Source organism: Janthinobacterium sp. 344, from assembly GCF_900112025.1.
Taxonomy (GTDB): domain Bacteria; phylum Pseudomonadota; class Gammaproteobacteria; order Burkholderiales; family Burkholderiaceae_D; genus Janthinobacterium.
Genome location: NZ_FOKL01000006.1, coordinates 253,483 through 278,823, shown reverse-complemented (window position 1 = coordinate 278,823; position 25,341 = coordinate 253,483). Strand labels below are relative to the sequence as shown.

The window sequence follows — 25,341 nt, the reverse complement described above, 5'->3', positions numbered from 1 at the left end:
TATCTTTCGTTTTTAAATTTAGGAGAATTTTATGCAAGCTCTGATCGCACAAGTACAAAGCATGACCGTTCTGGCAGCAGCAATCATCATCGGCCTGGCCGCAATCGGCACCGCTCTGGGCTTCGCTATCTTGGGTGGCAAATTCCTGGAAGCATCGGCACGTCAACCAGAACTGATGCCACAACTGCAAACCAAACTGTTCGTTATCGCTGGTCTGCTGGATGCTATCTCGATGATCGGCGTTGGTGTTGCTCTGCTGTACACGTTCGCTAACCCGTTCCTGTCCGCTCTGACGGCTGTTGCTCAGTAATTCGCTCCAACCCTAGGAGAAACTTTTAGTTAGGAGCAAAGGTATGGACATCAATATGTCGCTCATCGGCCAGATGATCACCTTCGCGGTGTTGGTCTGGTTCTCGATGAAGTTCGTATTTCCAGCGTTGAACAATGCGCTGGATGAGCGTGCCAAACGAATCGCGGATGGATTGGCTGCGGCCGATCAAGGTCAGGCTTCGATGGCTGTCGCTGAAAAGCGTGCGCAAGAGGCATTGAACAGTGCACGTGAAGAAGCTTCGCAACGCGTTGCGGACGCTGAAAAGCGCGCGCAGCTGGTTGCTGAAGAGATCAAGCAAAATGCTCAAGCTGAAGCTGCGCGTATCATTGCGCAAGCCCAGTCGGACGCCGAACAGCAACTGTCGAAAGCACGCGAACAATTGCGCGCTCAGGTGGCTGACCTGGCTGTCAAGGGTGCCGAGCAGATCTTGAAGCGTGAAGTAAACCCAACGGCTCACGCCGAAATGTTGCAGCGTCTTGCTGTCGAGCTGTAATCATGGCAGAACTCGCAACCGTCGCCCGTCCCTACGCGGAAGCTTTGTTCCGCGTAGCCCAAGCTGGTAAGGAGTCAAGCAACCTCGCGGCGTGGTCCGAACTGGTGTCCGAACTGGCACAGATCGGTAGCCACCCCGAGGTACAGGCGTACGCGCGCAATCCGAAAGTTTCGGAAAGCGACGTCGCCGCCACCATCCTGTCGTTGTTGAAATCGCCGCTCAATGAGGAAGTGAAAAACTTCGTCACCATGTTGATCGAAAATGGCCGCATCAGCCTGCTGCCGGAAATCGGCGCGCAATTCCATGCCTTGAAAAATGGCCTGGAAGGTGCGGCTGACGCCGAGATCACGAGCGCTTTCGATCTGAGCGAAGGCCAAACGGCCGAGCTGGTCGCAACGCTGGAAAAGAAATTCAGTCGTAAGCTCAACCCTGCCGTCACAGTGGATCCATCGCTGCTCGGCGGCGTGCGCGTGGTTGTTGGCGACCAAGTGCTCGATACCTCGGTGCGCGCCAAGCTGCAGCAACTGCACGCTGCACTGGTGTCGTAAGACACGCGCTTCGGCAGGCCAGCTTAGACAGACCCTTACCCCTCGCGCAAGCTGAGAGAAACACTTTTAGGAGTTAGTATGCAACTCAACCCATCTGAAATCAGCGAGTTGATCAAGAGCCGGATCCAAGGTCTTGACGGCGGCGCTGAAGTGCGTAATCAAGGCACGGTTATCTCCGTCGCCGACGGTATCTGCCGCATCCACGGTTTGTCGGACGTGATGCAAGGCGAGATGCTGGAATTCCCAGGCAACACGTTTGGCCTGGCGATGAATCTGGAACGCGACTCCGTCGGCTCCGTGATTCTGGGTGCCTACGAGCACATCTCCGAAGGCGACACGGTGAAATGCACCGGCCGCATTCTGGAAGTGCCAGTCGGTCCTGAGCTGCTCGGCCGCGTGGTCAACGCGCTGGGCCAGCCGATCGACGGCAAAGGCGCCATCGACACCAAACTGACGGCCGCGATTGAAAAAATCGCTCCGGGCGTGATCGCCCGTGAATCCGTGTCGCAACCGATGCAAACCGGCCTGAAGTCGATCGATGCGATGGTTCCCGTTGGCCGCGGCCAGCGCGAACTGATCATCGGCGACCGTCAAACCGGCAAGTCGGCTGTGGCGATTGATGCGATCATCAATCAAAAAGGCCAGGGCATGAAATGTATCTACGTCGCGATTGGCCAAAAAGCCTCGTCGATCAAGAACATCGTGCGCTCGCTGGAACAGCACGGCGCGATGGAATACACCATCGTTGTCGCCGCTTCCGCTTCGGAATCGGCCGCCATGCAATACATCTCGCCGTACTCCGGTTGCGCCATGGGCGAATACTTCCGTGACCGCGGTGAAGATGCCCTGATCGTCTACGATGATCTGTCCAAACAAGCTGTTGCATACCGTCAAATCTCGCTGCTGCTGCGCCGTCCACCAGGTCGCGAAGCGTACCCAGGCGACGTGTTCTACCTGCACAGCCGCCTGCTGGAACGCGCAGCACGCGTGAACGCCGACTACGTCGAGAAGTTCACCGACGGCGCCGTCAAAGGCAAGACCGGTTCCCTGACGGCACTGCCGATCATTGAAACGCAAGCTGGCGACGTGTCCGCATTCGTGCCAACCAACGTGATTTCGATTACCGACGGTCAGATCTTCCTGGAAACCTCGCTGTTCAACGCCGGTATCCGTCCTGCGATTAACGCCGGTATTTCCGTATCGCGCGTCGGTGGCGCCGCCCAGACCAAGGTCATCAAAAACCTGTCCGGCGGTATCCGTACCGACTTGGCGCAGTACCGTGAACTGGCCGCGTTTGCGCAGTTCGCTTCGGACCTGGATGAATCGACCCGCAAGCAGCTGGACCGTGGTGCGCGCGTGACGGAATTGCTCAAGCAAGCCCAGTACTCGCCACTGTCGATCTCGCTGATGGCCGTATCGCTGTTCTCGGTGAACAAAGGCTTCATGGACGACGTGCCAGTCAAGCAAGTGCTGTCGTTCGAAGCTGGTGTCCACGCTTACATGAAGACCAAGCAAGCTGCTCTGCTGGCCAAGATCGAAGAAACCAAGCAACTCGACAAAGACAGCGAAGCAACTCTGTCGGCGGCCATTGCTGATTTCAAGAAATCCGGCGCATATTAAGCGGCCAGGCGGTGCCCACCTTTGAGTGAGGCGCCGCCCTACGCGCAGAAGGAGTAAGGACTCATGGCATCAAGCAAAGAGATACGAGGCAAGATCAAGAGCGTAGAGAATACGAAGAAGATCACCAAGGCGATGGAAATGGTCGCCGCGTCCAAAATGCGCAAGGCGCAAGACCGGATGCGGGCCGCCCGTCCCTACAGTGACAAGATTCGGAATATCGCCGCCAATCTGGCGACCGCCAATCCGGAATACACGCACCCGTTCCTGGCAGCTGCCCAGGGTACGCAAGCGAAGGCAGTGGGTTTCATCGTTGTCACGACCGACAAGGGTCTGTGCGGCGGCATGAACACCAACATCCTGCGCCAGGTGACGTCGAAGTCGCGCGAGCTGGAAGCAGCTGGCAACCGGGTTGAAGCAGTTGCCATCGGTAACAAGGGTTTGGGTTTTTTGAATCGCATCGGCGTCAAGATCGTCGCCTCTGCCATTCAGACTGGTGATACGCCGCACCTGGATAAATTGATCGGACCTGTCAAGGTCATGCTCGAAGAGTTCCAGGCTGGCAAGCTCGACGCAGTGTACCTGTGCTACACCAAATTCATCAACACGATGAAGCAGGAACCAGTGGTCGAACAGCTGCTGCCGTTGACGGCTGACAAAATGGTCGCCGACAAGAGCGCACACTCGTGGGATTACATCTACGAGCCGGATGCACAAAGCATCATCGACGAATTGCTGGAGCGCTATGTAGAAGCGCTGGTGTACCAGGCAGTCGCGGAGAATCTGGCGTCCGAGCAATCGGCACGGATGGTCGCGATGAAAGCTGCAAGCGACAACGCGGGTAGTGTGATCGGCGAATTGAAGCTGATCTACAACAAGACCCGCCAAGCTGCGATTACCAAAGAACTCTCCGAAATCGTCGCCGGTGCGGCTGCGGTTTAAACGAATTTAACTATATTGAAGGAACGAACATGGCTGATGGCAAAATCGTTCAGTGTATCGGCGCTGTGGTGGACGTTGAGTTTCCCCGCAACGCGATGCCTAAGGTATTTGATGCCTTGAAGATGGCAGGCTCGGAACTGACCCTGGAAGTACAACAGCAGTTGGGCGACGGCATTGTCCGTACCATTGCACTCGGCTCGTCCGATGGCCTGCGTCGCGGCATGATGATTCAAAATACCGGCAAACCAATCATGGTGCCAGTCGGTAAGGCAACCCTGGGTCGCATCATGGACGTGCTGGGCAACCCGATCGACGAATGCGGCCCCGTGTCGCACGAGCAGATCGCATCGATCCACCGCACCGCTCCTGCCTACGACGAACTGTCGCCTTCGCAAGAGCTGCTGGAAACCGGCATCAAGGTGATCGACCTGGTGTGCCCGTTTGCAAAAGGCGGTAAAGTCGGTCTGTTCGGCGGCGCTGGCGTAGGCAAGACCGTGAACATGATGGAACTGATCAACAACATCGCCAAGGCGCACAGCGGCGTGTCCGTGTTCGCCGGCGTCGGTGAGCGTACCCGTGAAGGTAACGACTTCTACCACGAGATGGCTGACGCGAAAGTGGTCGATCTGGAAAACCCAGAGAACTCCAAAGTGGCGATGGTCTACGGTCAGATGAATGAACCGCCAGGTAACCGTCTGCGCGTCGCGCTGACCGGCCTGACGATCGCTGAATCGTTCCGTGATGAAGGCAAGGACGTGTTGTTCTTCGTCGACAACATCTACCGCTTCACGCTGGCCGGTACCGAAGTGTCGGCACTGCTGGGCCGTATGCCGTCGGCCGTGGGTTATCAACCGACCCTGGCCGAAGAAATGGGCCGTCTGCAAGAGCGTATCACGTCGACCAAGACCGGCTCGATCACCTCGATCCAGGCCGTCTACGTTCCAGCCGATGATTACACCGATCCGTCGCCTGCTACCACGTTTGCTCACTTGGATTCGACCGTTGCGCTGTCGCGTGACATCGCTTCCCTGGGTATCTACCCAGCCGTGGACCCGCTGGATTCGACCTCGCGTCAGCTCGATCCGTTGATCGTTGGTCAAGAGCACTATGACACCGCGCGTGCCGTGCAAACGACCCTGCAACGCTACAAGGAATTGCGCGACATTATCGCGATTCTGGGCATGGACGAACTGGCACCGGAAGACAAACTGCTGGTCGCCCGCGCACGTAAGATGCAGCGTTTCCTGTCGCAGCCTTTCCACGTCGCTGAAGTCTTTACCGGCGCGCCTGGTAAATACGTTTCGCTCAAAGACACGATCAAGGGCTTCAAAATGATCGCTTCGGGCGAACTCGATCACCTGCCGGAACAAGCGTTCTACATGGTCGGCACGATCGAAGAAGCAATCGAAAAAGCCAAGAAACTTAACTAAGTTAAGTCTGGGCCTAACCCCGCCCCTTACACGGCGGGGTTCTTCAACCCGATAGGACACACATGGCACACACAATTCACGTTGACGTGGTTTCCGCTGAAGAACTGATTTTTTCAGGCGAAGCAGAATTCGTCGCGTTGCCGGGTGAGCAGGGCGAGCTGGGTATCTACCCACGCCACACGCCTTTGATTACCCGCATCCGTCCGGGCGCGGTCCGCATCAAGGTAGTCGGCCAGGCTGAAGAAGAGTTCGTCTTCGTTGCCGGCGGCCTGCTGGAAGTGCAACCGGATACCGTGACCGTCCTGGCCGATACCGCGATCCGCGGTCACGACCTGGATGAAGCGAAAGCGCTGGAAGCGAAGAAGTTGGCGGAAGAAAATATCCACAACAAGGATTCGGGCATCGACTACGCGCAAGCGCAAGCCGAGCTGGCCAGCGCGATTGCGCAGCTGGCAGCGATCCAGAAGCTGCGCAAGATTTAATTTCAATCTGCGCCGCACAAGAAAGGCAGCCTTCGGGCTGCCTTTTTTTTGTGCAGAAATTAGCGTCGCTTATGCTTGCCCATTTCCCGCTCCGCCATCGCCGTTAGCTGCACATGCCATACGCCTGGCGCTCGGGGAAATAGCGGTAGGTAAACGTGCGCACCGGATAGCGCTTGCCGGCGACCAGCATGTCGGGCATGGACAGGTCGAAGCGCTGCGGCAGTTGGCGCGGCAGCTGCAGGCGCAGGCGCCACTGGGTTTCCTTGCTGTTGCCGACGGCGGCAAACATGATGGGCAGCGTTTCGATGACGTCGACCATTTCCGCCTTCTGGCTCATGCCGCGCTGGTAGATGGTCAGCACCTTGGCTTCGGCGAACGGCTCCTTGTGCGGTTCTTCCAGCAGGAAGGACAGGCGCGTAAAGCTGGCTTGCGTGCCGACGGGAAGAGTGAAAATCAGCGCCAGTTCCGTGCCGCCATCCTTCAGGGTGACGGGCGGCGTGGCATACACGCTGATCCCGCGCGGCAGCTCGAAACGCGAGCCTTCCATCCACGTCTTGCATTCGGGCGTGGTGGCCTGGTACAGGCTGGGCGCCGTGTAGTCATCGCAGGCGGAAACCAGCAGCAGCAGGGGCAGGGCAAGCAGGGCGGAACGGCGCATGGGAGTCACGGTAGGAGTAGGAGACGACAGTGTAAGCGATCGCCACGCGATGCACCAGCGAGCCTAGGCGTGCTCCGGTGGCGCGCGCCGTACGGATTGCAGCTGGCAGTGCGGCGCCTGCAGCGCATCCTTGATGGCGTCGAGCGCCAGTTGCGGCCGCGCCGCGCCGCACATGAAGATGTCGACGGCGGCAAAGCCGCATTCCGGCCACGTGTGGATGGAGATGTGCGATTCGGCCAGCAGCACCACGCCCGTGACGCCCATGCCCGCGCCAAAGCTGTGGAAATGGCTGTGCAGCACTTGCGCGCCGGCCGTGCTGGCCGCCGCGCGCAGCAAGTGTTCCAGCGCGGCGCAGTCGCGCAGGCGTGGCGCGGCGATGCCGGACAAATCGGCCAGCAGATGGGTGCCCAGGGGCAGATGCGGTGTGGCGGCCATGCTTATTTGTGGCTGCCGCCGCTGGAGCCGCCGCCATAGCTGCCGCCGCCGCCGCCCGTGCGCGAGCTCCAGCTGCTGCCGCCGCCGCTGCCGCTGCCGGCCACCTTGAACATGCGCACCCAGTTGGCGGCCGTGACGGAAAACGTCACCATCAAGGCATAGATCACATATTTACTCATGGGCGGTTCTTTTCATTCTTGTCGAGGAAGGCGGCCGGCAGGAACAGCGCCAGGCAGCCCAGCAGGCTCCACATCAGGGTGCTGGAGAACGAGACGAACATGGGGATCGCGTTCAAGACCAGCACGATGACGATGAAGATCTTGGCGATGCCACGGTGGCTCAGCTGGATATGCGCCGTCTTGCTGGCGCCATGGAAGGCGGCGCCGAACCAGGCGGCCATCTGGTCGTAGGCGACGGGCACGGAGCGCGACCAGGTCATTTCCTCTGCCGTGATTTCCGCCGCCAGTTTGCTCTGTCCCTGCTCGAATTCCACCACCTGCGTGGTGTCGCCCACGGCCACCTTCCAGTTGAAGGCGCCCGCCGCATACACGACCTGCGAGCCATAGCCATACAGCTTGCGGTAGGTGGCGCCATCGAGGGTGCAGCTGTCGGCATCCATGGACGCCCAGCTGGGCCAGTTCGGCAGCACGTTGGCACGCGACCAGCCATCGTCCGTTTCCACCAGCCAGAAGAAGCCGGCGCGCGCGTTGTACAGCAGGTATTCGTTCCACTCGCTGCCTTCGTCGTCGGCGCGGCGCATCATGCCGATCACGGTGTACGCGACATTGTTGATCTTCGCGCCGGCGCCCAGCTCCAGCGTGATGTCGGCGTTCTCGTGCACCTGCTTGCCGATGGCCAGCACCTGCGCTTCCGGGCCGCTGGCGTCGAGCTGCGCGTGGCAGGCGGGGCACACCAGCTGCGCCGCCGCGCCGGGCACGTACTGGATGCCGCTGCCGCAGGAGGGGCAGTCGAGCGCATCGAGCTTGCCGCGGTATTTGCCGGCGCTCCTGGCGATGGCGTCGTCGTCGCGCAGCAACTGGCATTGCAAGCCCTCCAGCGTGACGGCCACGCCCTGGTAGACGACGGGCTGCGGGCCATCCGTGTAGTCGAGCGTGACAAAGCTGGCGTAGTTGCGGAAATCCGCCACCTGGATGCGCCAGCCGGCGCCCACCTTGAACGGCAGCTCGCCCTGGCCGGCGATGCATTCGGCATTGCGGATCTCGGCCGCCGTATACGGTTCGCCGCAGATCGTGTAGCGCCTGCCCGGCGCCAGCTCGCCAAAGGCGGGCAGGGCGTCCTGGGTCTTGCGCTCGCGCGTCAGGGTGTACAGGCCGGACGAGTCGCCCAGCCACGCCGTGCTGGCATCGTCGAACAGCACATACCACTCGTTCCACGTGCCGGCGCTGTAGCGCTGCTGGATGCGCCCGACGACGGTGAAGTGCACGCCATCGTGCACCCCGGCCGTGCCGATCTGGATCGGTGTGTAGTCTTCCAGGACGGCCGACATCTTGCCCAGGTCCCTGACGGAGTCGGCGTCCTTGAGGATGGTGCTGTGGCAGTACTCGCACACGGCGAGCACGGAAGCGTGCGAACGGAAGTGGACTTCCGCGCCGCAGCTGGGACAGGAAACAGTTTGCATGCAGTCGTATGTCGCTCTAATCAGCCGATCAGTTTTTTCAGCAGTTCAGCCTTGGCGCCGTCGTAGTCGGCCGGCGAAATGAGCCCCTTGTCCAATAAACCCTTGAGTTTTTCCAGGCGCGCCTCGATCGGTTCTTCCATGGGGGCCGGTGGCGCCGCAGGCGGTGCGGCAGGTGCCGGGGCGGGCTGCTGCAGCGCACCGCCCATGCTTTGCGCCATCACCTGGCCGATCGACAGCCCGGCGCCGAGACCGGCGCCGATGCCGGCCATGCCGCCTTCGTTCTGCGCCGCCAGCGGGATCGCGTTGGCCACCTGGAATTTCGTAAAACCGCTCATCTTGTCGGCGCCCAGGCCGCCCTTCATGCCGGCTGAGATGCGCTCGTCGAGCGCCGCCTGCAATTCCTCGGGCAGGCTGATGCTGGCCACGTTGAATTCATCGAGGCCCACGCCATAGCGGGCGAACGCCTGCGCCAGGCCATCCTTGACTTCCTGCGCCATCAGCGCCTGGTTGGCCGCCATGTCGAGGAAGGGGACATTCGCGCCGCCCAGCGAGCTGGCCATGCTCGACATCAAAATGCCGCGCAGCTGATCTTCCACCTCGTCGCGCGTGTACACCTCGCGCGTGCCGCTGATCTCGGTGAAGAAGGTGCGGGCGTCGGCGATGCGGTACGAGTACATGCCGAAGGCGCGCACGCGGATCATGTCGAAATCCTTGTCGCGGATGGTGATCGGCTGCGGCGTGCCCCACTTGCGGCCCGTCTGCACGCGGGTGCTGAAATAATACACGTCCGACTTGAAGGGCGAATCGAACAGCTTGTCCCAGTTTTTCAGGTTGGTCAGCAGCGGTAACGTTTGCGTCGTCAGCTTGTGCGTGCCGGGACCGAAGACGTCGGCGATCTTGCCTTCATTGACGAAGACGGCGACCTGCGATTCGCGCACATTCAGGATGGCGCCGTTCTGGATCTCGAAATCCTGCATGGGGAAGCGCCAGGCCAGCACGCCTTCCGTCTCTTCGTTCCACTGCAGTACGTCGATAAACTGCTTCTTGATAAAGCTGCCGAGGCTCATGATGGATGTCCTTGAATAAGATGGGGCGGTGTCAGGAAATGCAGGCGGCGTTGATGGCGCCGATCGACAGCGAGATGGCGCCCAGCAGGCCGCCAAAGGCGCTGTTGTTCGATTCGATCTGGTCCTTCGACATGCGCAGCAACCGCGTCGTCACCAGGTAGACGAGCAGTTGCACCACCATGGCGCCAAAGGCCCAGGCGAAGAATTGCTGGTAGTCGGCCGTGTGCATCAGCGACGAGGCGATGGTGGCGGAAAAGCCCAGCAGCGCGCCGCCCAGCGACAGCGCCGCCGCATGGTTGCCCTGGCGGATCAGCAGCACCTCGTTATACGGCGTGACGCGCGTATAGATGATAAAAAAGGCAATCAGCAGCGCGGCGGCCAGTATAAGATGGATCAGATAGTTTAGGATGGCGGGCACGGCTTTCCTCGCAATGAGCATTTGATAACGTCAACGCATATTAGAACAAAAAAAAGTCCCATGAACAAAAAGATTCTGATTCTGTCCGTCTTCGTCGTCGCCTCCTGCGGCCTTGCGTACGAACTGATCGCCGGCGCCATGTCCAGCTACCTGCTCGGCGATTCCATCCTGCAGTTTTCCACCATCATCGGCTGTTACCTGTTTGCCATGGGGGTGGGCGCTCACTTTTCCAAGTATGTGCGGGACGACGACGTGCTCTCGCGCTTCGTCGACATCGAGCTGGCCGTGGGCCTGATCGGCGGTCTGTCGGCCGCCATCCTGTTCATGACGTTTTCATGGATGGCGGCGCCGTTTCGCACCTTATTGTATGTGATGGTCTTCCTGATCGGCGCACTGGTCGGCATGGAAGTGCCGCTGGTGATGCGCGCCCTGAATTCGCGCCAGACGGAGTTTTCCGAGCTGGTCAGCCGCGTGCTGACCTTCGACTACCTGGGCGCGCTGGCCGTCTCCCTGCTGTTCCCGCTGGTGCTGTCGCCGTACCTGGGCCTGGTGCGCACGGGCTTTTTGTTCGGCATGCTCAACGTGGGCGTGGGCCTGTGGACCATTTACGTGTTCCGCGCGGAGCTGAAGAACCTCACGGGGCGCTTCCTGCGCGCCTGCGCCGTGATGCTGCTGCTGCTGGTGGGCTTTGCCATGTCGGACCGCATGGTGGCCTGGGGCGAGCACGGCCTGTTCGGCGACCAGATCGTGTATTCCACCACCACGCCCTACCAGCGCCTGGTGATCACGCGCTGGAAGGACGATACGCGCCTGTACATCAATGGCAACCTGCAGTTTTCCTCGCGCGACGAATACCGCTACCACGAGGCGCTCGTGCATCCCGTGCTGGAAGCGCTGCCGTGGGCGCGCCGCGTGCTGGTGCTGGGCGGCGGCGACGGTCTGGCGCTGCGCGAGATCCTGCGCTACCCGCACATCGAACACGTCACCGTGGTCGACCTCGATCCGGCCATGACGGCCGCATTCACCACGCGCCCGGAACTGGCGAAGTTGAATAACGGCTCGTTCTCGGATAAGCGCGTCACCGTCGTCAATGCCGATGCCGCCGTCTGGCTGCGCAACAATGCCGACATGTTCGACGCGGCCATCGTCGACTTCCCCGATCCGTCCAGCTTCGCGCTTGGCAAACTGTACTCGGTGCCGTTCTACGACCTGGTGAAAAAGCACCTGGCGGCCAAGGGCCTGATGGTGGTGCAGTCGACGTCGCCGTTCTTCGCGCCGCACGCCTACTGGACCATCAATTCGACCCTGCGCGAAGTGGGCATGCGCACCTGGCCCTACCACGCCTACGTGCCCTCGTTCGGCGAATGGGGTTTTATCCTCGCCTCGCCCCAGCTCGACTACGCACCGCCCACCAGCTACCGCCTGCCCATGCGCTACCTGAATGCGGACACCACGCGCGAGATGTTCATCTTCCCGCCCGACATGCAGCCGCTGCCCATGGCGCCGAACCGCCTGAATACCCAGTCGCTCGTGCATGAATTCGAGCAGGACTGGAACCGGGTGATCCGCTGATGCGGCGCCGTTCCTTCATGCTGTGGGCCGCCGGCGGCACCGCGGCGGCGGCCGCCGGCATCGGCAGCATCGCCGCATATCTGCGCTGGCAGGAAATCACGCCGACAGTGCTGTATCCGGGCCGCAGCGAGGGGCATTATTTGCGTGAGCTGCTGCGCGAGCGCAAGGCCTTGCCGCCGCCGTCCGAGACCATCACCACCGACGTGGCCATCCTCGGCTCGGGCATCGCGGGCCTGACGGCCGCCTGGCGCCTGAACAAGCTGGGGCACCAGGATTTCCTCATGATCGATGGCCCGCAGCCGTATGGCAATGCGGCCGGCGGGCATTTCGGCGACCTGGCCTATCCGACCGGTGGCCATTACCTGCCGCTGCCTTCGCCCGAATCGATCCATGTGCGCGAGATCCTGTTCGACCTGGGGATTATCCAGCGCGACCCGCAGGCGGAAAAGCCATATTATGACGAGCGCTATATCCTGCACGCGCCGGAAGAGCGATTGCTGTTCAACGGCCAGTGGCAGGACGGTTTCATTCCCACCGAAGGCGTCTCCGCCGACGAACTGGCGCAGCACGCGCGCTTCTTTGCCGAGGTGCGGCGCCTGCGCCAGGCGCGTGGCAACGATGGCAAGCGCGTCTTCGTCTTCCCTACCGTGGCGTCCTCGCAGGACCCGGCCTGGCAGGCGCTCGATGAGATCACCCTGAAGCAGTGGCTGGAACGCGAAGGTTATACCTCGCCCACCCTGCACTGGTATCTGAACTACTGCTGCCGCGATGATTACGGCACGCGCTACGACCATGTCTCGGCCTGGGCCGGCCTGCATTATTACTGCAGCCGCTGGGGCCAGGCGGCCAACGCGGGCAACGGCGCCTGGCTGACCTGGCCGGGCGGCATGCAGCCGGTGGCCACGGCCATGGAACAGGCGTCCAAGGTCCGGCGCCACGCGGGCACGGTGGTCTCCGTGACCACCACAGAGCAGGGCGTGGAGGCGCTGTGCCTGGAACTGGTCGATGGCCAGCCGCGCACCTACCTGGTCAAGGCGCGCAAGGCCATCTGCGCCATGCCGTTGTATGTCGCGGCGCGCGTGGTGCGCGACATCGCCAGCTATGGCTTCGACGCGAAACGCGATACGCCTGCGTATGCGCCGTGGCTGGTGGCGAATTTTTTACTCAAACGCTTTCCCGACGAACTGCCGCATGCGCCCCTGTGCTGGGACAATGTGGTGTACCAGGAGCCGGGCCTCGGTTATGTGGTGTCCACGCACCAGGATATCCGCGTGCGCCCGCCCGAGAAAACCGTCTTCAGCGCCTACGTGGCCCTGTCCGACCGCACGCCGCAGCAAGCGCGCAAATGGTTAGATGTGGCCACGCCCGAGGAACTGCTGGCGCTGGCCAGCGTCGATTTAAAGACGGCGTATGGACGCGATTTTGCCAGCTGCGTCGAGCGCGTCGACATCACCGTGCGCGGCCACGCCATGGCCGCGCCGCTGCCCGGGTTTCGCAGCAATGCGGGCTTGAAAGCCTTGCGCGAACACGACGGCGCCATCCTGTTCGCGCATGCGGATTTGTCCGGCTTTTCCGTGTTCGAGGAGGCGGCGTGGTGGGGGGATAGGGCGGCGCGACTGGCCGCCAACGTCTGACATAAGCTACTGCGCGTCGCAATTTGCGGCCTGCGATGCTCACTGCCTCGGCGGCGCCATGCTAAAGCACAGCTGCGCTTCTCAGCCACAACTTGCTGCCGCTCGCTACGCTTTTGTCCGACGTTATATGTAAAAAAGGCCGGCGCGAACGCCGGCCAGAGCCCCCTAAGGCTCGAACCGGGCTACTTGTTCTTGTTGACCACGTCGAGGAACACGGCCGCCAGCAGCACCAGGCCCTTGATCACCTGCTGGTAGTCGATGCCGATGCCCATGATGGACATGCCGTTGTTCATCACGCCCATGATGAAGGCGCCGATCACCGCGCCCATCACCTTGCCCACGCCGCCCGAGGCGGAAGCGCCGCCGATGAAGCAGGCGGCGATCACGTCCAGCTCGAAGCCCGTGCCCGCCTTGGGCGTGGCCGTGTTCAGGCGCGCCGCGAAGATCAGGCCGGCCAGGGCGGCCAGCATGCCCATGTTGACGAAGGTGTAGAAGCTGACCCTTTCCGTCTTGATGCCGGACAGGCGCGCCGCCTTCTCGTTGCCGCCCACGGCATACACGCGGCGGCCCAGCACCGTGCGCTTGCTGATGTAGGTGTAGGCGATGATCAGCACCGACATCACGGCCAGCACGTTGGGAAAGCCCTTGTAGGAAGCCAGCAGGTAGCTGAAGTATACGATGATGGCGGCGAACACGGCGTTCTTCAGCAGGAAGAAGGCGCGCGGCTCGTTCTCCATGCCGTGCCGTAGCTGCCTGGCGCGCGCGCGCAGCGAGGCGAACAGCAGGGCGGCCGCGCCGATCACGCCCAGCAGCAGCGAAAAGCCGCGCAGCTTGTCGCCATTGAACGGGTCGGGCAGGAAGCCGGAGCTGAGCATCTGGAAGCCGGCCGGAAAGGGGCCGACGGACTGGCCTTCCAGCAGGGCCAGGGTCAGGCCCTTGAAGACCAGCATGCCGGCCAGGGTGACGATGAACGAGGGGATCTTGAAGAAGGCGACGAAATAGCCTTGCGCGCCGCCGATGACGGCGCCGGCCAGCAGGCACAGGATGCTGGCGGCGATGAAGTTCATCTCGTAGCGCACGATCAGCACGGCCGCCAGCGCGCCCACGAAGCCGACCACGGAACCGACCGACAGGTCGATGTGGCCGGCCACGATCACCATCAGCATGCCCAGCGCCATGATGACGATATAGCTGTTCTGCAGCACCAGGTTGGTCAGGTTCAGCGGCTGCAGCAGGGTGCCGTCCGTCATGTACTCGAAAAATCCCATGATGGCGACCAGCGAGAGCAGCATGCCGTAGTCGCGCATATTATTTTTCAGGAAGCCGGCATAGGCTTTGGCGGGTGGCGCCGCTGCCGGTGTGGCCGTCCCGGCGGTGTCAGTGTGCATGCTTGTCTCCTTGAGTGACGATGGCGCGCATGATGCTTTCCTGCGTCGCCTCGGCGGCCGTGAATTCGGCGGAAAAACGTCCTTCATTCATCACGTAGATGCGGTCGCACATGCCCAGCAATTCAGGCATTTCCGAGGAAATCATGATGATGCATTTGCCTTCCGCGGCCAGCTCGTTGATGATGCTGTAGATCTCGTACTTGGCGCCCACGTCGATGCCGCGGCTCGGTTCATCGAGGATGAGGATGTCGGGGCGTGAAAACAGCCACTTGGCCAGCACCACTTTCTGCTGGTTGCCGCCCGACAGGTTCACGACTTTTTGCAGCACGCTGTAGCAGCGGATGTTCAAGCGCTTGCGGTAGCCGTCGGCCACGGCGAACTCGTGCTGCTTGTCGATCACCAGGCGCTTCGACACGGCCGGCAGGTTGGCCAGGCTGGTATTGAGCGTGATGTCCTCTTCCAGGATCAGGCCCAGCGCCTTGCGGTCTTCCGTCACGTAGGCGATGCCGTGCGCGATGGCCTTGCTGATGCTCGACACATCGATGGCCACGCCATTTTTCAGCACCGTGCCGCTGATGCCCTGGCCCCAGGCGCGCCCGAAAATGCTCATCGCCAGTTCCGTGCGTCCCGAGCCCATCAGGCCGGCGATGCCGATGATCTCGCCCTTTTTGGCGTGCAGGCTGACGCCCTTGATGACGGCGCGTTCCGCGTGATCCGGGTGGTGCACGCGCCAGTCGCGCACTTCGAAGATCGTCTCGCCGATGTGGCGCTCGCGGCTCGGGTAGCGTTCGGCCATTTCGCGTCCCACCATCTTTTCGATGATGCGCTCTTCGCTGATTTTCTCCGCGCGGCAGTCGATGCTGTCCACCGTTTTTCCGTCGCGCAGCACGGTGATGGTATTGGCCACGCGCGAGATTTCATTGAGCTTGTGCGAAATCAGGATCGAGGCGATGCCCTGGCGCTGCAGTTCCAGCAGCAGGTCCAGCAGGGCCGCGCTGTCGCTTTCGTTCAGGCTGGCCGTGGGTTCGTCGAGGATCAGCAGCTTGACGTTCTTCGACAGCGCCTTGGCGATCTCGATCAGCTGCTGCTTGCCCACGCCCAGGTTTGTCACCAGGGTGTCGGGCTGCTCGTCGAGCCCCACTTTTTTCAGCAGGGCGCGCGTGCGCGTCTGCGCCGCTTCCCAGTCGATCACGCCGTGCCGCGCCGGCTCGTTGCCGAGGAAGATATTCTCGGCGATCGACAGCAGCGGCACCAGCGCCAGTTCCTGGTGGATGATGATGATGCCCAGCGCCTCGCTGTCGCGGATGCCGGCAAACTCGCTTACCTGCCCCTGCCAGGCGATGTCGCCCGTGTACGAGCCGGCGCCGTACACGCCGCTGAGCACTTTCATCAGGGTCGACTTGCCGGCGCCATTCTCGCCGACGATGGCGTGAATTTCGCCGCTGCGCACGCGCAGGTCGACCCGGTCAAGCGCGACGACGCCGGGAAAGGTCTTCCGGATCGCGCGCATTTCCAGCAGGGTGTCCGTCATGGAGAGCGATCCTGTTACTTGAGCTGCGCTTCGGTGTAGTAGCCGCTGCCCGTGACCAGCACCTGCTTCCAGTTCGCCTTGTCGACGGTGACGGGTTTGAGCAGGTAGGACGGCACGACCTTGACGCCGTTGTTGTAGGTCTTGGTATCGTTGACCGTGGGCGCCTTGCCCGACAACATGGCGTCGACCATGTTCGCCGTCACCTTGGCCAGTTCGCGCGTGTCCTTGAACACGGTGGACGATTGCTCGCCGCGGATGATGGATTTGACGGACGGGATTTCCGCGTCCTGGCCCGTGACGACGGGGAAGGGCTGCTTCGGCGTGCCGTAGCCGACGCCTTTCAGCGACGACAGGATGCCGATGCTCAGGCCATCATACGGCGACAGTACGGCATCGACCCGCGCATTGCCGTAGTAGGCGCTGAGCAGGTTGTCCATGCGCGCCTGCGCCACGGCGCCGTCCCAGCGCAGGGTCGCCACCTTGTCCATGCCCATCTGCTTCGAACGCACCACCAGCTTGCCGCTGTCGATGTAGGGTTTCAGCACCGACAAGGCGCCGTTGTAGAAGAAGTGCGCATTGTTGTCGTCGGCCGAGCCGCCAAACAGTTCGATATTGAACGGGCCCTTGCCTTCCTTGAGTTTCAGCGCCGATTCGATATAGCCCGCCTGCAGCACGCCGACCTGGAAGTTGTCGAAGGTGGCGTAGTAATCGATGTTCTTCGTGCCGCGGATCAAACGGTCATAGGAAATGACCTTGATGCCCTTGTCTGCCGCTTTTTTCAGCACGTCCGACAGGGTGGTGCCGTCGATGGCGGCGATCACCAGCACCTTGGCACCCTTGGTGATCATGTTTTCCACCTGCGCCAGCTGGTTGGGGATGTCGTCGTCGGCGAACTGCAGGTCCGTCTTGTAGCCGCGCTCCTTGAATACCTTGACCATGTTGTCGCCATCGGCGATCCAGCGCATCGAGGATTTGGTCGGCATCGAGATGCCGATGGCGCCCTTGTCAGCGGCATTCGCCATGGGAGCTGCCAGCGCCAGCACCAGGCTCGCGGCCAGCATTTTCATTGTTGTTTTCATTTCGGGTCTCCACCTTCTTTGAGTGTGAATGTGCCGGCGTCGTGGCCTCTGTGGGCCCGCTCCGTGCCGATGGCCGCATGTGGGCCACGGCTGATACTAGTTTGTCCATACCGGCCCCACCAATCACTTTTTTCGCATTGCCGATATCCAAAACGGTATCGCTGGCGCGATTGATGCGATGCGCCAAAAGGCCCGCCCCAGACGCGCGCAAGGGGGCTTGCACCGGGCTGTTCTCCGGCATTTTTTGGTGCGCCGCAATACCAATAATCATCATGCAATTTGGTGATTTTCGTAATTGCGGTGCGCCATGACGGCGCGCAGAATCGGTTCGACCTTGACGCCTGACCATCCGATGACCGTCTTTTGAAAGCTGCCATGTTGCCGATTTCTCCCGCCTCCCTGCTACCCGTCGACCTGGCGCAATCTACCCTGATCGGCCGCATCTGGCGCGATGGCCCTTGCGTCGTCGCCGTGCGCGGTGGCGACGTGGTCGACATCACGGACACCGTCGCCACCGTGGCCGGGCTCTTCGAAAGCGATGACGCGCTGGACATCGCCCGCCATGCGCCGGGCACCGCGCTTGGCCCCGTGCAGGCATTGCTGGAGCAGGCCATGGCTGCACCGCTGGAGCGCCCGCTGTTGCTGGCGCCGTGCGATCTGCAAGCCATCAAGGCCTGCGGCGTGACGTTCGCCGTCAGCCTGCTCGAACGCGTGATCGAGGAGCAGGCGGGAGGCGACGCGGCGCGCGCCGCCAGCCTGCGCGGCGCGCTGCAAGCCACCCTGGGCAGCGATCTGTCGGCGTTGAAGCCCGGCTCGGAGGCGGCGCAGCGATTGAAGCAGCAGCTGCAGCAGCGCGGCGCCTGGTCACAGTACATGGAGGTGGGCATCGGCCCCGATGCGGAAGTGTTCACCAAGGCGCAGGCCATGTCCTCCGTCGGCTGCGGCGCGCAGGTGGGCTTGCTGCCATCGTCCGCGTGGAACAACCCCGAGCCCGAGATCGTCCTGGCCGTCAACAGCCGCGGCGCCGTGCTGGGGGCCTCCCTGGGCAATGACGTGAACCTGCGCGACATCGAAGGGCGCAGCGCCCTGTTGCTGGGCAAGGCCAAGGATAACAACGGCTCCTGCGCCATCGGCCCCTTCATCCGCCTCTTCGACGAGGGCTTTACGCTCGACACCGTGCGCCAGGCGGAAGTGTCGCTGCTGATCGAGGGCGCGGACGACGGCTTTGTGCTGGAAGGCGCCAGCTTCATGCGCGAGATCAGCCGCGATCCGCTGGACCTGGTGCGCCAGACGGCGGGCCAGTACCACCAGTATCCGGACGGCTTCATGCTCTTCCTCGGCACCATGTTCTCGCCCGTGAAGGACCGCGATGCCCGGGGCGGCGGTTTTACCCACCACCTGGGCGACAGAGTCACCATCGCCAGCGCCGCGCTGGGCGCGCTGGTCAACGAAGTGCAGCGCTGCGACGCGATCCCGCCCTGGACCTTCGGCGTGCGCGCCCTGTACCAGAACCTGGCGCAGCGCGGCCTGATCTGATTTCCCCATTCCCATAACGAGAGACACCATGCAGCATGCAACTTATCCCAGCCTGGCTGGCAAGCGCGTCGTCATCACGGGCGGCGGCACCGGCATCGGCGTGGCCATCGTCGAGGCATTCGCGCGCCAGGGCGCCCACGTCACTTTTCTCGACATCGCCCGCGAAGCGTCGCTGGCGCTGCAGGAAAAACTGGCGCACCTGCCGCAACCGCCCGTCTTCCGCCATTGCGACCTGACGGACCTCGATGCGCTGGCCAGTACCTTCGCCGATATCGGCAATACCCGCGGCGCCACCGATATCCTCGTCAATAACGCCGCCAATGACGACCGCCACCAGTTGCAGGACGTGACGCCCGCCTACTGGGACGAGCGCATTGCCGTGAACCTGCGCCACCAGTATTTCTGCGCCCAGGCCGTGGCGCCGGCCATGCGCAGCAAGGGCAGCGGCGTGATCCTCAACCTGGGCTCGATTTCCTGGCACCTGGCGCAGGCCAACCTGTCGATCTACATGACGGCCAAGGCGGGCATCGAAGGCTTGACGCATGGCCTGGCGCGCGACCTGGGCGTCGATGGCATCCGCGTCAACTGCATCATTCCCGGCGCCGTGCGCACGCCGCGCCAGGAGCGCCTGTGGCATACGCCGGAAGCGGAAGCCGTGATCCTGCAGGGCCAGTGCCTGCAGACGCGCGTGGAGCCGGAAGACGTGGCGGCGCTGGCGCTGTTCCTGGCGTCCGACAACGCGGCCAAGTGCACGGGGCGCGAATATTTTGTCGACGCGGGATGGTACGGCGCATGAGCGGCGCGGAGAAACCTGTGCGGCGCTTCCGTTCGCAGGACTGGTTCGACAATCCCGACCACATCGACATGACGGCGCTGTACCTGGAACGCTTCATGAACTATGGCATCACGCCCGAGGAACTGCGTTCGGGCCGTCCCATCATCGGCATCGCGCAAAGCGGCAGCGATATCAGTCCGTGCAACCGCATTCACCTGGAACTGGCGCAGCGCGTGCGCGACGGCATCCGCGATGCGGGCGGCATCCCCATGGAATTCCCGCTGCATCCGATCTTCGAAAACTGCCGCCGCCCCACGGCGGCGCTGGACCGCAACCTGGCGTATCTGGGCCTGGTGGAGATCCTGCACGGCTACCCGATCGACGCCGTGGTGCTGACCACCGGATGCGACAAGACGACGCCGGCGCAATTGATGGCCGCCGCCACGGTGGATATTCCCGCCATCGTGCTGTCCGGTGGCCCCATGCTCGATGGCTGGATGGACGGTGAACTGGTGGGCTCGGGCGCCGCCATCTGGAAAGGCCGCCGCCAGCTGGCCGCCGGCGCCATCGACAGCGACAAATTCCTGCAGATCGCCGCCGCTTCGGCGCCATCGGCCGGCCACTGCAACACCATGGGCACGGCATCGACCATGAATGCGCTGGCCGAGGCGCTGGGCATGTCCCTGACGGGCTGCGCGGCGATTCCCGCGCCGTACCGCGAGCGTGGCCAGGTCGCCTATGCCACAGGACGGCGCATCGTCGGCATGGCGCATGAGGACGTGCGCCCCTCGAGCATCCTCACGCGCGAGGCTTTTTTGGATGCCATCATCGTCAACGCGGCCATCGGCGGCTCGACCAACGCGCAGCCGCACCTGATGGCCATGGCGCGCCACGCGGGCGTGGCATTGCATTCGAGCGACTGGATGGAATACGGCTATGACGTGCCGCTGCTGCTGAACATGCAGCCAGCCGGGAAATACCTGGGCGAGCGCTTCCACCGCGCCGGCGGCGTGCCGGCCGTCATGTGGGAGCTGCAGCAGGCGGGCCTGCTGCATGCGGACCGGTTGACGGTCACGGGCCAGAGCATGGCGGCCAACCTGGCAGGCCGCGAAAGCGCGGACCGCGAGATGATCCGCCCGTTTGCCGCACCGCTGAAGGAAAAGGCGGGCTTCCTGGCCCTGCAGGGCAACCTGTTCGATTTCGCCATCATGAAGACCAGCGTGATCTCGCCCGCTTTCCGCGAGCGCTACCTGTCGCGTCCCGGTTGCGAAGGCGTGTTCGAGGCGCGCGCCATCGTCTTCGACGGTTCCGCCGACTACCACGCGCGCATCAACGATGCGGCGCTCAACATCGACGACAGCTGCATGCTGGTGATGCGCGGCGCGGGGCCCGTGGGCTGGCCCGGTTCGGCCGAAGTGGTCAACATGCAGCCGCCCGACGCGCTGCTCAAGGCGGGCATTTTGAACTTGCCGACCCTGGGCGACGGACGCCAGTCGGGCACCTCGGACAGTCCCTCGATCCTGAACGCGTCGCCGGAAAGCGCCGTCGGCGGCGGCCTGGCCCTGCTGCGCACGGGCGACATCATCCGCGTGGATTTAAGTGCGGGGCGCTGCGACATGCTGGTCGATCGTGCCGAACTGGCGCGCCGCGCGCAGGAGTTGCCGCCACCCGTCAACGACAGCGCCACGCCGTGGCAGGAGATGTACCGCGCCAGCGTGGGCCAGCTGGAAACGGGCGCCTGCATGGAGCTGGCGCTGAAGTACCGCGCCGTGGGCCAGACCCTGCCGCGTCACAACCATTAGCAGTCGCAGCACGTAGGCCGGATTAGCGCTGCGCGCGTAAACCGGCAACAGCGGCATCACCACATTTTTCAGCAGCACCCGTAGTTCAAAAAACGTCGTTAATAACATCCACAAGGAGACACACAATGAACAAGATCATCAGCGCAGCCATCATGACCGCCATGCTGGCACTGAGCAGCAGCGCCGCCCTGGCCGACGCGAAAAACCCGAAGATCGGCTTTTCCATCGACGATCTGCGCGTGGAACGCTGGACGCGCGACCGCGACTTCTTCATCGCCGCCGCCGAAAAGCAGGGTGCCAAGGTGTTCGTGCAGTCGGCCGACGCCAGCGAGCAGCGCCAGATTTCGCAGATCGAAAACCTGATCTCGCGCGGCGTCGACGTGCTGGTGATCGTGCCGTTCAACGCGACCGTCCTCAATAACACCATCAAGGAAGCGAAAAAGGCCGGCATCAAGGTTCTCTCGTATGACCGTTTGATCCTGGGCGCCGACATCGACGCCTACATCTCGTTCGACAATGAGAAAGTGGGCGAGATGCAGGCCGAAGGCGTCGTCAAGCTGCAGCCGAAGGGCAATTACTACCTGCTGGGCGGCGCGCCGACGGACAACAACGCCAAGATGCTGCGCGAAGGCCAGATGAAGGTGCTCAAACCGTACATCGACAAGGGCGACATCAAGGTCGTGGGCCAGCAGTGGGTGAAGGACTGGAGCGCCACGGAAGCCTTGTCCATCGTGGAAAACGCGCTGACGGCGAACAACAACAAGATCGACGCCATCGTCGCCTCGAACGACGGCACGGCCGGCGGCGCCATCCAGGCCCTGGCCGCGCAAAAGCTGGCGGGCAAGGTGCCTGTCTCGGGCCAGGATGCCGACCTGGCGGCGGTCAAACGCGTCATCGCCGGCACGCAGGCGATGACCGTCTACAAGCCATTGAAAACCATCGCCTCGGAAGCGGCCAAGCTGGCCATCCAGCTGGCGCGCAATGAAAAGCCGGCCTACAACTCCAGCTATGACAATGGCCTGAAAAAAGTCAGCACGGTGCTGCTCAAGCCCACGCCTTTGACCAAGGCGAACGTGAACATTCTCGTCGATGACGGTTTCTATACCAAGGCGCAGCTGGGTAATTAAGTCCCTCGAGAGTATTGGACGTGGGTCGGGTTACGCGCTGCGCGCCAACCCGACCTGCGCCGGTGTTCCAGCCTGTGGTTTTCCCCGTATCCGCAACGAGAGTGAGCATGGCCGATTATCTGCTTGAAATGAAAGGTATCGTCAAACAGTTTGGCGACGTCCGCGTAGGCGCTGTGCGTGCGCTCGACGGCATCGACCTGCAGGTGCGGGCCGGCGAGTGCATCGGCCTGTGCGGCGAGAATGGCGCCGGCAAGTCGACCCTGATGAAGGTGCTGTCCGGCGTCTATCCGCACGGCAGCTGGGAGGGCGAGATCCTGTGGGAAGGCCAGCCCCTGCGCGCGCAGTCCATCCGCGATACGGAGGCGGCCGGCATCATCATCATCCACCAGGAGCTGATGCTGGTGCCGCAGCTGTCCGTGGCCGAGAATATCTTCATGGGCCGCGAGATCACTCTGCCCGGCGGACGCATGCACTACGCGGCCATGTACCGGCGCGCCGACGAACTGCTGCGTGAATTGAAGATCCCGCAGCTGAACGTGGCGCTGCCCGTGATGAATTACGGCGGCGGCCACCAGCAGCTGGTGGAAATCGCCAAGGCGCTCAACAAGAATGCGCGATTGCTGATCCTCGATGAACCGTCGTCGTCCCTGACGGCGTCGGAAATCGCCGTGCTGCTCGACATTCTGCGCGCACTCAAGGCGCGCGGCGTCACCTGCATCTACATTTCGCACAAGCTCGATGAAGTGGCCGCCATCTGCGACACCATCGTCGTCATCCGCGACGGCAGGCACATCGCCACCACGCCGATGGCGCAGATGAATGTGGAGCGCATCATCGCGCAGATGGTGGGGCGTGAAATGAACCAGCTGTATCCGCGGCGTACGCAGCCGGCGGCCATCGGCGAGGTGCTGTTCGAGGCGCGCCATGTGACGTGCATCGATGCGGACAACCCGCAGCGCAAGCGCGTCGACGATGTGTCGTTCACCCTGCGCAAGGGAGAGATCCTCGGCATCGCGGGGCTGGTGGGCGCGGGGCGCACGGAGCTCGTCTCGGCCCTGTTCGGCGCCTACCAGGGACCGTGCCAGGCCGAGGTCTGGCTCGATGGCCAGCGCATCGATACCGGCTCGCCGCAAAAGGCCATCGCCAGGGGGCTGGCCATGGTGCCGGAAGACCGCAAGCACCACGGCATCGTGCCCGACCTGGACGTGGGGCAGAACATCACCCTGGCCGTGCTGGCGGAGTTTGCGCGCGCCACGCGCATCGATGGCGAGGCGGAACTGGCGGCCGTGCGCGGCGAGATCGCCCAGCTGGAGCTGAAGACGGCCAGCCCGTCGCTGCCGATCACCAGTCTTTCCGGCGGCAACCAGCAAAAGGCCGTGCTGGCCAAGATGCTGCTGACGCGCCCCCGCTTGCTGATCCTCGACGAGCCCACGCGCGGCGTCGACGTGGGCGCCAAATATGAAATCTACAAATTGATGCTGGCGCTGGCCGACCGCGGCGTGGCCATCATCATGGTCTCGTCGGAACTGGCCGAAGTGCTGGGCGTGTCCGACCGCGTGCTGGTGATGGGCGAAGGCCGGCTGCGCGGCGACTTTATCAACGATGGCCTGAGCCAGGAAACCGTGCTGGCGGCGGCGCTGTCCCAGCATCCGGCGCCTGCCGCCACGACCGCAAACAAGGAACCCGCCGCATGAAACCGATGAATGTCAAACAGCTGTTCACCCAATACAAGATGCTGGCCCTGCTGATCGCCGTGGCGCTGATCTGGGCCTTCTTTTCCTGGAAGACGGAGGGCAGTTTCCTCACGCCGCGCAACCTGTCGAACCTGCTGCGCCAGATGTCGGTGACGGGCATCCTCGCCTGCGGCATGGTGCTGGTGATTATCGCCGGCGAGATCGACCTGTCCATCGGCTCGCTGCTGGGGCTATTGGGCGGCATCGCCGCCGTGCTCGACGTGACGCAGCACTGGCCGCTGGCGCTGAACCTGGCGGCCGTGCTGGGCTGCGGCCTGGTGATTGGCCTCTTGAATGGCTACCTGACGGCGTATCGCGGCATTCCCTCGTTCATCGTGGGCCTGGGCGGCATGCTGGCGTACCGCGGCATTTTGCTGGGCATCACGGGCGGCATCACCATCGCGCCCGTCTCCGAGCCGCTGGTCTACCTGGGGCAGGGCTACCTGCCGGCGCTGCCCGGCATCGCGCTGGGCATCGGCCTGTTCCTGCTGGCCGCCTTCCTGACGTGGCGCGCGCGCATGGGCCGCGCGCAGCACGGCTTGCCGCAGCCGGCCGCGTGGCTCGACGGCTTGCGCGTGCTCGTCATCGGCGCCGTGCTGTATGCCTTCGTGCAGACCCTGAACGGCTATGAGGGCATCCCGCTGCCCGTGCTGCTGTTGCTGGCGTTGCTGGGCCTGTTCAGCTACATCACCAGCCAGACGGTGTTTGGCCGGCGCATCTACGCCGTCGGCAGCAATATGGAAGCGACGCGCCTGTCCGGCATCAATGTGAAAGCCGTCAAGCTGTGGATCTTCGGCATCATGGGCCTGATGTGCGCCCTGGCGGGGCTGATCAACACGGGCCGCCTGGCGGCCGGCTCGCCCTCGGCCGGCACCTTCAGCGAACTCGATGCCATCGCCGCGTGTTTCATCGGCGGCACCTCGATGCGCGGCGGCTCGGGCACCGTCTACGGGGCGCTGATCGGCGCGCTGGTCATGGCCAGCCTGGATAACGGCATGTCGATGCTGGACGTGGACACCTACTGGCAGATGATCGTGAAAGGCAGTATTCTGACCCTCGCCGTCTGGGTCGATGTGAGTACAAGGGCGGGACGCCGGTAAGACC

At 62.9% G+C, this 25,341-nt stretch carries 24 protein-coding genes; 15 read left to right on the top strand and 9 right to left on the bottom strand.

Annotation, left to right across the window (positions count from 1 at the left end; genetic code table 11):
* Positions 1–31: 31 nt before the first annotated feature.
* The 7 genes from atpE to BM193_RS17745 all read left to right on the top strand — a co-directional run bounded on the left by atpE (position 32) and on the right by BM193_RS17745 (position 5,843).
* Positions 32–310: a F0F1 ATP synthase subunit C gene (atpE, locus tag BM193_RS17775; protein WP_034752695.1), complete on the top strand. Its 279-nt coding sequence runs from the start codon at positions 32–34 to the stop codon at positions 308–310.
* A gap of 43 nt (positions 311–353) precedes the next feature.
* The gene (locus BM193_RS17770) at positions 354–824 is read left to right on the top strand and encodes a F0F1 ATP synthase subunit B (RefSeq protein WP_071325906.1); all 471 of its coding nucleotides are present in this window, start codon (positions 354–356) and stop codon (positions 822–824) included.
* Between the two features lie 2 nt (positions 825–826).
* On the top strand, positions 827–1,372 hold the full coding sequence (locus tag BM193_RS17765) for a F0F1 ATP synthase subunit delta (RefSeq protein ID WP_034752699.1): 546 nt from the start codon (positions 827–829) through the stop codon (positions 1,370–1,372).
* A 78-nt stretch (positions 1,373–1,450) separates the two neighbouring features.
* Entirely contained in the window at positions 1,451–2,992 is a 1,542-nt protein-coding gene (gene atpA, locus BM193_RS17760; protein WP_077398373.1) for a F0F1 ATP synthase subunit alpha, read from the top strand.
* Between the two features lie 63 nt (positions 2,993–3,055).
* Positions 3,056–3,931 carry a F0F1 ATP synthase subunit gamma gene (gene atpG, locus BM193_RS17755; protein ID WP_071325905.1) on the top strand — a complete coding sequence of 292 codons (876 nt, stop codon included), beginning with the start codon at positions 3,056–3,058 and terminating at the stop codon, positions 3,929–3,931.
* Between the two features lie 29 nt (positions 3,932–3,960).
* A complete protein-coding gene (gene atpD / locus BM193_RS17750) occupies positions 3,961–5,361 on the top strand; it encodes a F0F1 ATP synthase subunit beta (protein ID WP_034752705.1) in 1,401 nt (466 codons plus the stop codon).
* A 62-nt stretch (positions 5,362–5,423) separates the two neighbouring features.
* Positions 5,424–5,843: a F0F1 ATP synthase subunit epsilon gene (locus BM193_RS17745; RefSeq protein WP_058050961.1), complete on the top strand. Its 420-nt coding sequence runs from the start codon at positions 5,424–5,426 to the stop codon at positions 5,841–5,843.
* 103 nt (positions 5,844–5,946) lie between these two features.
* Here the strand turns inward: BM193_RS17745 and BM193_RS17740 are convergent, their stop codons facing one another.
* The 6 genes from BM193_RS17740 to BM193_RS17720 all read right to left on the bottom strand — a co-directional run bounded on the left by BM193_RS17740 (position 5,947) and on the right by BM193_RS17720 (position 10,060).
* Positions 5,947–6,501 (bottom strand): hypothetical protein, encoded by a 555-nt coding sequence (locus BM193_RS17740; RefSeq protein WP_092798913.1) that lies wholly within the window; start codon positions 6,499–6,501, stop codon positions 5,947–5,949.
* Positions 6,502–6,564: 63 nt separating this feature from the next.
* Complete coding sequence (speD, locus tag BM193_RS17735; RefSeq protein WP_092798911.1) at positions 6,565–6,936, bottom strand: adenosylmethionine decarboxylase; 372 nt, start codon at positions 6,934–6,936, stop codon at positions 6,565–6,567.
* 2 nt (positions 6,937–6,938) lie between these two features.
* Positions 6,939–7,115 carry a hypothetical protein gene (locus tag BM193_RS28805; protein WP_175533332.1) on the bottom strand — a complete coding sequence of 59 codons (177 nt, stop codon included), beginning with the start codon at positions 7,113–7,115 and terminating at the stop codon, positions 6,939–6,941.
* On the bottom strand, positions 7,112–8,575 hold the full coding sequence (locus tag BM193_RS17730) for a DUF4178 domain-containing protein (RefSeq protein ID WP_092798909.1): 1,464 nt from the start codon (positions 8,573–8,575) through the stop codon (positions 7,112–7,114). The genes BM193_RS28805 and BM193_RS17730 overlap by 4 nt, the downstream gene beginning before the upstream one ends.
* 20 nt (positions 8,576–8,595) lie before the next feature.
* Positions 8,596–9,642: an SPFH domain-containing protein gene (locus tag BM193_RS17725; protein ID WP_092798907.1), complete on the bottom strand. Its 1,047-nt coding sequence runs from the start codon at positions 9,640–9,642 to the stop codon at positions 8,596–8,598.
* A 31-nt stretch (positions 9,643–9,673) separates the two neighbouring features.
* Positions 9,674–10,060 carry a DUF350 domain-containing protein gene (locus BM193_RS17720; protein WP_092799211.1) on the bottom strand — a complete coding sequence of 129 codons (387 nt, stop codon included), beginning with the start codon at positions 10,058–10,060 and terminating at the stop codon, positions 9,674–9,676.
* A 39-nt stretch (positions 10,061–10,099) separates the two neighbouring features.
* Here BM193_RS17720 and BM193_RS17715 point away from each other — a divergent pair, with 39 nt between their 5' ends.
* Both BM193_RS17715 and BM193_RS17710 read left to right on the top strand, forming a co-directional pair.
* A complete protein-coding gene (locus tag BM193_RS17715) occupies positions 10,100–11,632 on the top strand; it encodes a polyamine aminopropyltransferase (RefSeq protein WP_302847655.1) in 1,533 nt (510 codons plus the stop codon).
* Positions 11,632–13,266, top strand: coding sequence for an NAD(P)-binding protein (locus BM193_RS17710; RefSeq protein ID WP_092798903.1), 1,635 nt, complete (start codon positions 11,632–11,634; stop codon positions 13,264–13,266). Before BM193_RS17715 ends, BM193_RS17710 begins: the two co-directional genes overlap by 1 nt.
* 182 nt (positions 13,267–13,448) lie before the next feature.
* On the opposite strand, the gene mmsB is transcribed toward BM193_RS17710, so the two are convergent.
* The 3 genes from mmsB to chvE are packed head-to-tail and all read right to left on the bottom strand — an operon-like array spanning position 13,449 to position 17,207.
* Positions 13,449–14,654 carry a multiple monosaccharide ABC transporter permease gene (gene mmsB / locus BM193_RS17705; RefSeq protein WP_092798901.1) on the bottom strand — a complete coding sequence of 402 codons (1,206 nt, stop codon included), beginning with the start codon at positions 14,652–14,654 and terminating at the stop codon, positions 13,449–13,451.
* Positions 14,644–16,185 (bottom strand): multiple monosaccharide ABC transporter ATP-binding protein, encoded by a 1,542-nt coding sequence (mmsA, locus tag BM193_RS17700; RefSeq protein ID WP_092798899.1) that lies wholly within the window; start codon positions 16,183–16,185, stop codon positions 14,644–14,646. The genes mmsB and mmsA overlap by 11 nt, the downstream gene beginning before the upstream one ends.
* A gap of 14 nt (positions 16,186–16,199) precedes the next feature.
* A complete protein-coding gene (chvE, locus tag BM193_RS17695; RefSeq protein WP_302847654.1) occupies positions 16,200–17,207 on the bottom strand; it encodes a multiple monosaccharide ABC transporter substrate-binding protein in 1,008 nt (335 codons plus the stop codon).
* A 432-nt stretch (positions 17,208–17,639) separates the two neighbouring features.
* Between chvE and BM193_RS17690 the strand changes: the two genes are divergently transcribed.
* The 6 genes from BM193_RS17690 to BM193_RS17665 all read left to right on the top strand — a co-directional run bounded on the left by BM193_RS17690 (position 17,640) and on the right by BM193_RS17665 (position 25,337).
* On the top strand, positions 17,640–18,800 hold the full coding sequence (locus tag BM193_RS17690) for a fumarylacetoacetate hydrolase family protein (protein ID WP_092798895.1): 1,161 nt from the start codon (positions 17,640–17,642) through the stop codon (positions 18,798–18,800).
* 28 nt (positions 18,801–18,828) lie between these two features.
* On the top strand, positions 18,829–19,596 hold the full coding sequence (locus tag BM193_RS17685; RefSeq protein ID WP_092798893.1) for a D-xylose 1-dehydrogenase: 768 nt from the start codon (positions 18,829–18,831) through the stop codon (positions 19,594–19,596).
* Positions 19,593–21,377, top strand: coding sequence for an IlvD/Edd family dehydratase (locus BM193_RS17680; protein WP_092798891.1), 1,785 nt, complete (start codon positions 19,593–19,595; stop codon positions 21,375–21,377). Before BM193_RS17685 ends, BM193_RS17680 begins: the two co-directional genes overlap by 4 nt.
* A gap of 125 nt (positions 21,378–21,502) precedes the next feature.
* Entirely contained in the window at positions 21,503–22,504 is a 1,002-nt protein-coding gene (xylF, locus tag BM193_RS17675; RefSeq protein ID WP_217638493.1) for a D-xylose ABC transporter substrate-binding protein, read from the top strand.
* A gap of 107 nt (positions 22,505–22,611) precedes the next feature.
* A complete protein-coding gene (gene xylG, locus BM193_RS17670) occupies positions 22,612–24,198 on the top strand; it encodes a D-xylose ABC transporter ATP-binding protein (RefSeq protein ID WP_092798889.1) in 1,587 nt (528 codons plus the stop codon).
* Entirely contained in the window at positions 24,195–25,337 is a 1,143-nt protein-coding gene (locus BM193_RS17665) for a sugar ABC transporter permease (RefSeq protein WP_092798887.1), read from the top strand. Before xylG ends, BM193_RS17665 begins: the two co-directional genes overlap by 4 nt.
* Positions 25,338–25,341 lie beyond the last annotated feature (4 nt).

Coding starts and splice junctions, on each gene's coding strand:
- mmsB (WP_092798901.1), bottom strand. CDS start 14,654: ATGCACACTGACACCGCCGGGACGGCCACACCGGCAGCGGCGCCACCC.
- BM193_RS28805 (WP_175533332.1), bottom strand. CDS start 7,115: ATGAGTAAATATGTGATCTATGCCTTGATGGTGACGTTTTCCGTCACG.
- mmsA (WP_092798899.1), bottom strand. CDS start 16,185: ATGACGGACACCCTGCTGGAAATGCGCGCGATCCGGAAGACCTTTCCC.
- BM193_RS17770 (WP_071325906.1), top strand. CDS start 354: ATGGACATCAATATGTCGCTCATCGGCCAGATGATCACCTTCGCGGTG.
- BM193_RS17690 (WP_092798895.1), top strand. CDS start 17,640: ATGTTGCCGATTTCTCCCGCCTCCCTGCTACCCGTCGACCTGGCGCAA.
- BM193_RS17765 (WP_034752699.1), top strand. CDS start 827: ATGGCAGAACTCGCAACCGTCGCCCGTCCCTACGCGGAAGCTTTGTTC.
- atpE (WP_034752695.1), top strand. CDS start 32: ATGCAAGCTCTGATCGCACAAGTACAAAGCATGACCGTTCTGGCAGCA.
- BM193_RS17725 (WP_092798907.1), bottom strand. CDS start 9,642: ATGAGCCTCGGCAGCTTTATCAAGAAGCAGTTTATCGACGTACTGCAG.
- atpA (WP_077398373.1), top strand. CDS start 1,451: ATGCAACTCAACCCATCTGAAATCAGCGAGTTGATCAAGAGCCGGATC.
- BM193_RS17740 (WP_092798913.1), bottom strand. CDS start 6,501: ATGCGCCGTTCCGCCCTGCTTGCCCTGCCCCTGCTGCTGCTGGTTTCC.
- BM193_RS17685 (WP_092798893.1), top strand. CDS start 18,829: ATGCAGCATGCAACTTATCCCAGCCTGGCTGGCAAGCGCGTCGTCATC.
- BM193_RS17710 (WP_092798903.1), top strand. CDS start 11,632: ATGCGGCGCCGTTCCTTCATGCTGTGGGCCGCCGGCGGCACCGCGGCG.
- atpG (WP_071325905.1), top strand. CDS start 3,056: ATGGCATCAAGCAAAGAGATACGAGGCAAGATCAAGAGCGTAGAGAAT.
- chvE (WP_302847654.1), bottom strand. CDS start 17,207: ATGGCGAATGCCGCTGACAAGGGCGCCATCGGCATCTCGATGCCGACC.
- BM193_RS17665 (WP_092798887.1), top strand. CDS start 24,195: ATGAAACCGATGAATGTCAAACAGCTGTTCACCCAATACAAGATGCTG.
- BM193_RS17730 (WP_092798909.1), bottom strand. CDS start 8,575: ATGCAAACTGTTTCCTGTCCCAGCTGCGGCGCGGAAGTCCACTTCCGT.
- atpD (WP_034752705.1), top strand. CDS start 3,961: ATGGCTGATGGCAAAATCGTTCAGTGTATCGGCGCTGTGGTGGACGTT.
- BM193_RS17680 (WP_092798891.1), top strand. CDS start 19,593: ATGAGCGGCGCGGAGAAACCTGTGCGGCGCTTCCGTTCGCAGGACTGG.
- xylG (WP_092798889.1), top strand. CDS start 22,612: ATGGCCGATTATCTGCTTGAAATGAAAGGTATCGTCAAACAGTTTGGC.
- xylF (WP_217638493.1), top strand. CDS start 21,503: ATGAACAAGATCATCAGCGCAGCCATCATGACCGCCATGCTGGCACTG.
- BM193_RS17745 (WP_058050961.1), top strand. CDS start 5,424: ATGGCACACACAATTCACGTTGACGTGGTTTCCGCTGAAGAACTGATT.
- speD (WP_092798911.1), bottom strand. CDS start 6,936: ATGGCCGCCACACCGCATCTGCCCCTGGGCACCCATCTGCTGGCCGAT.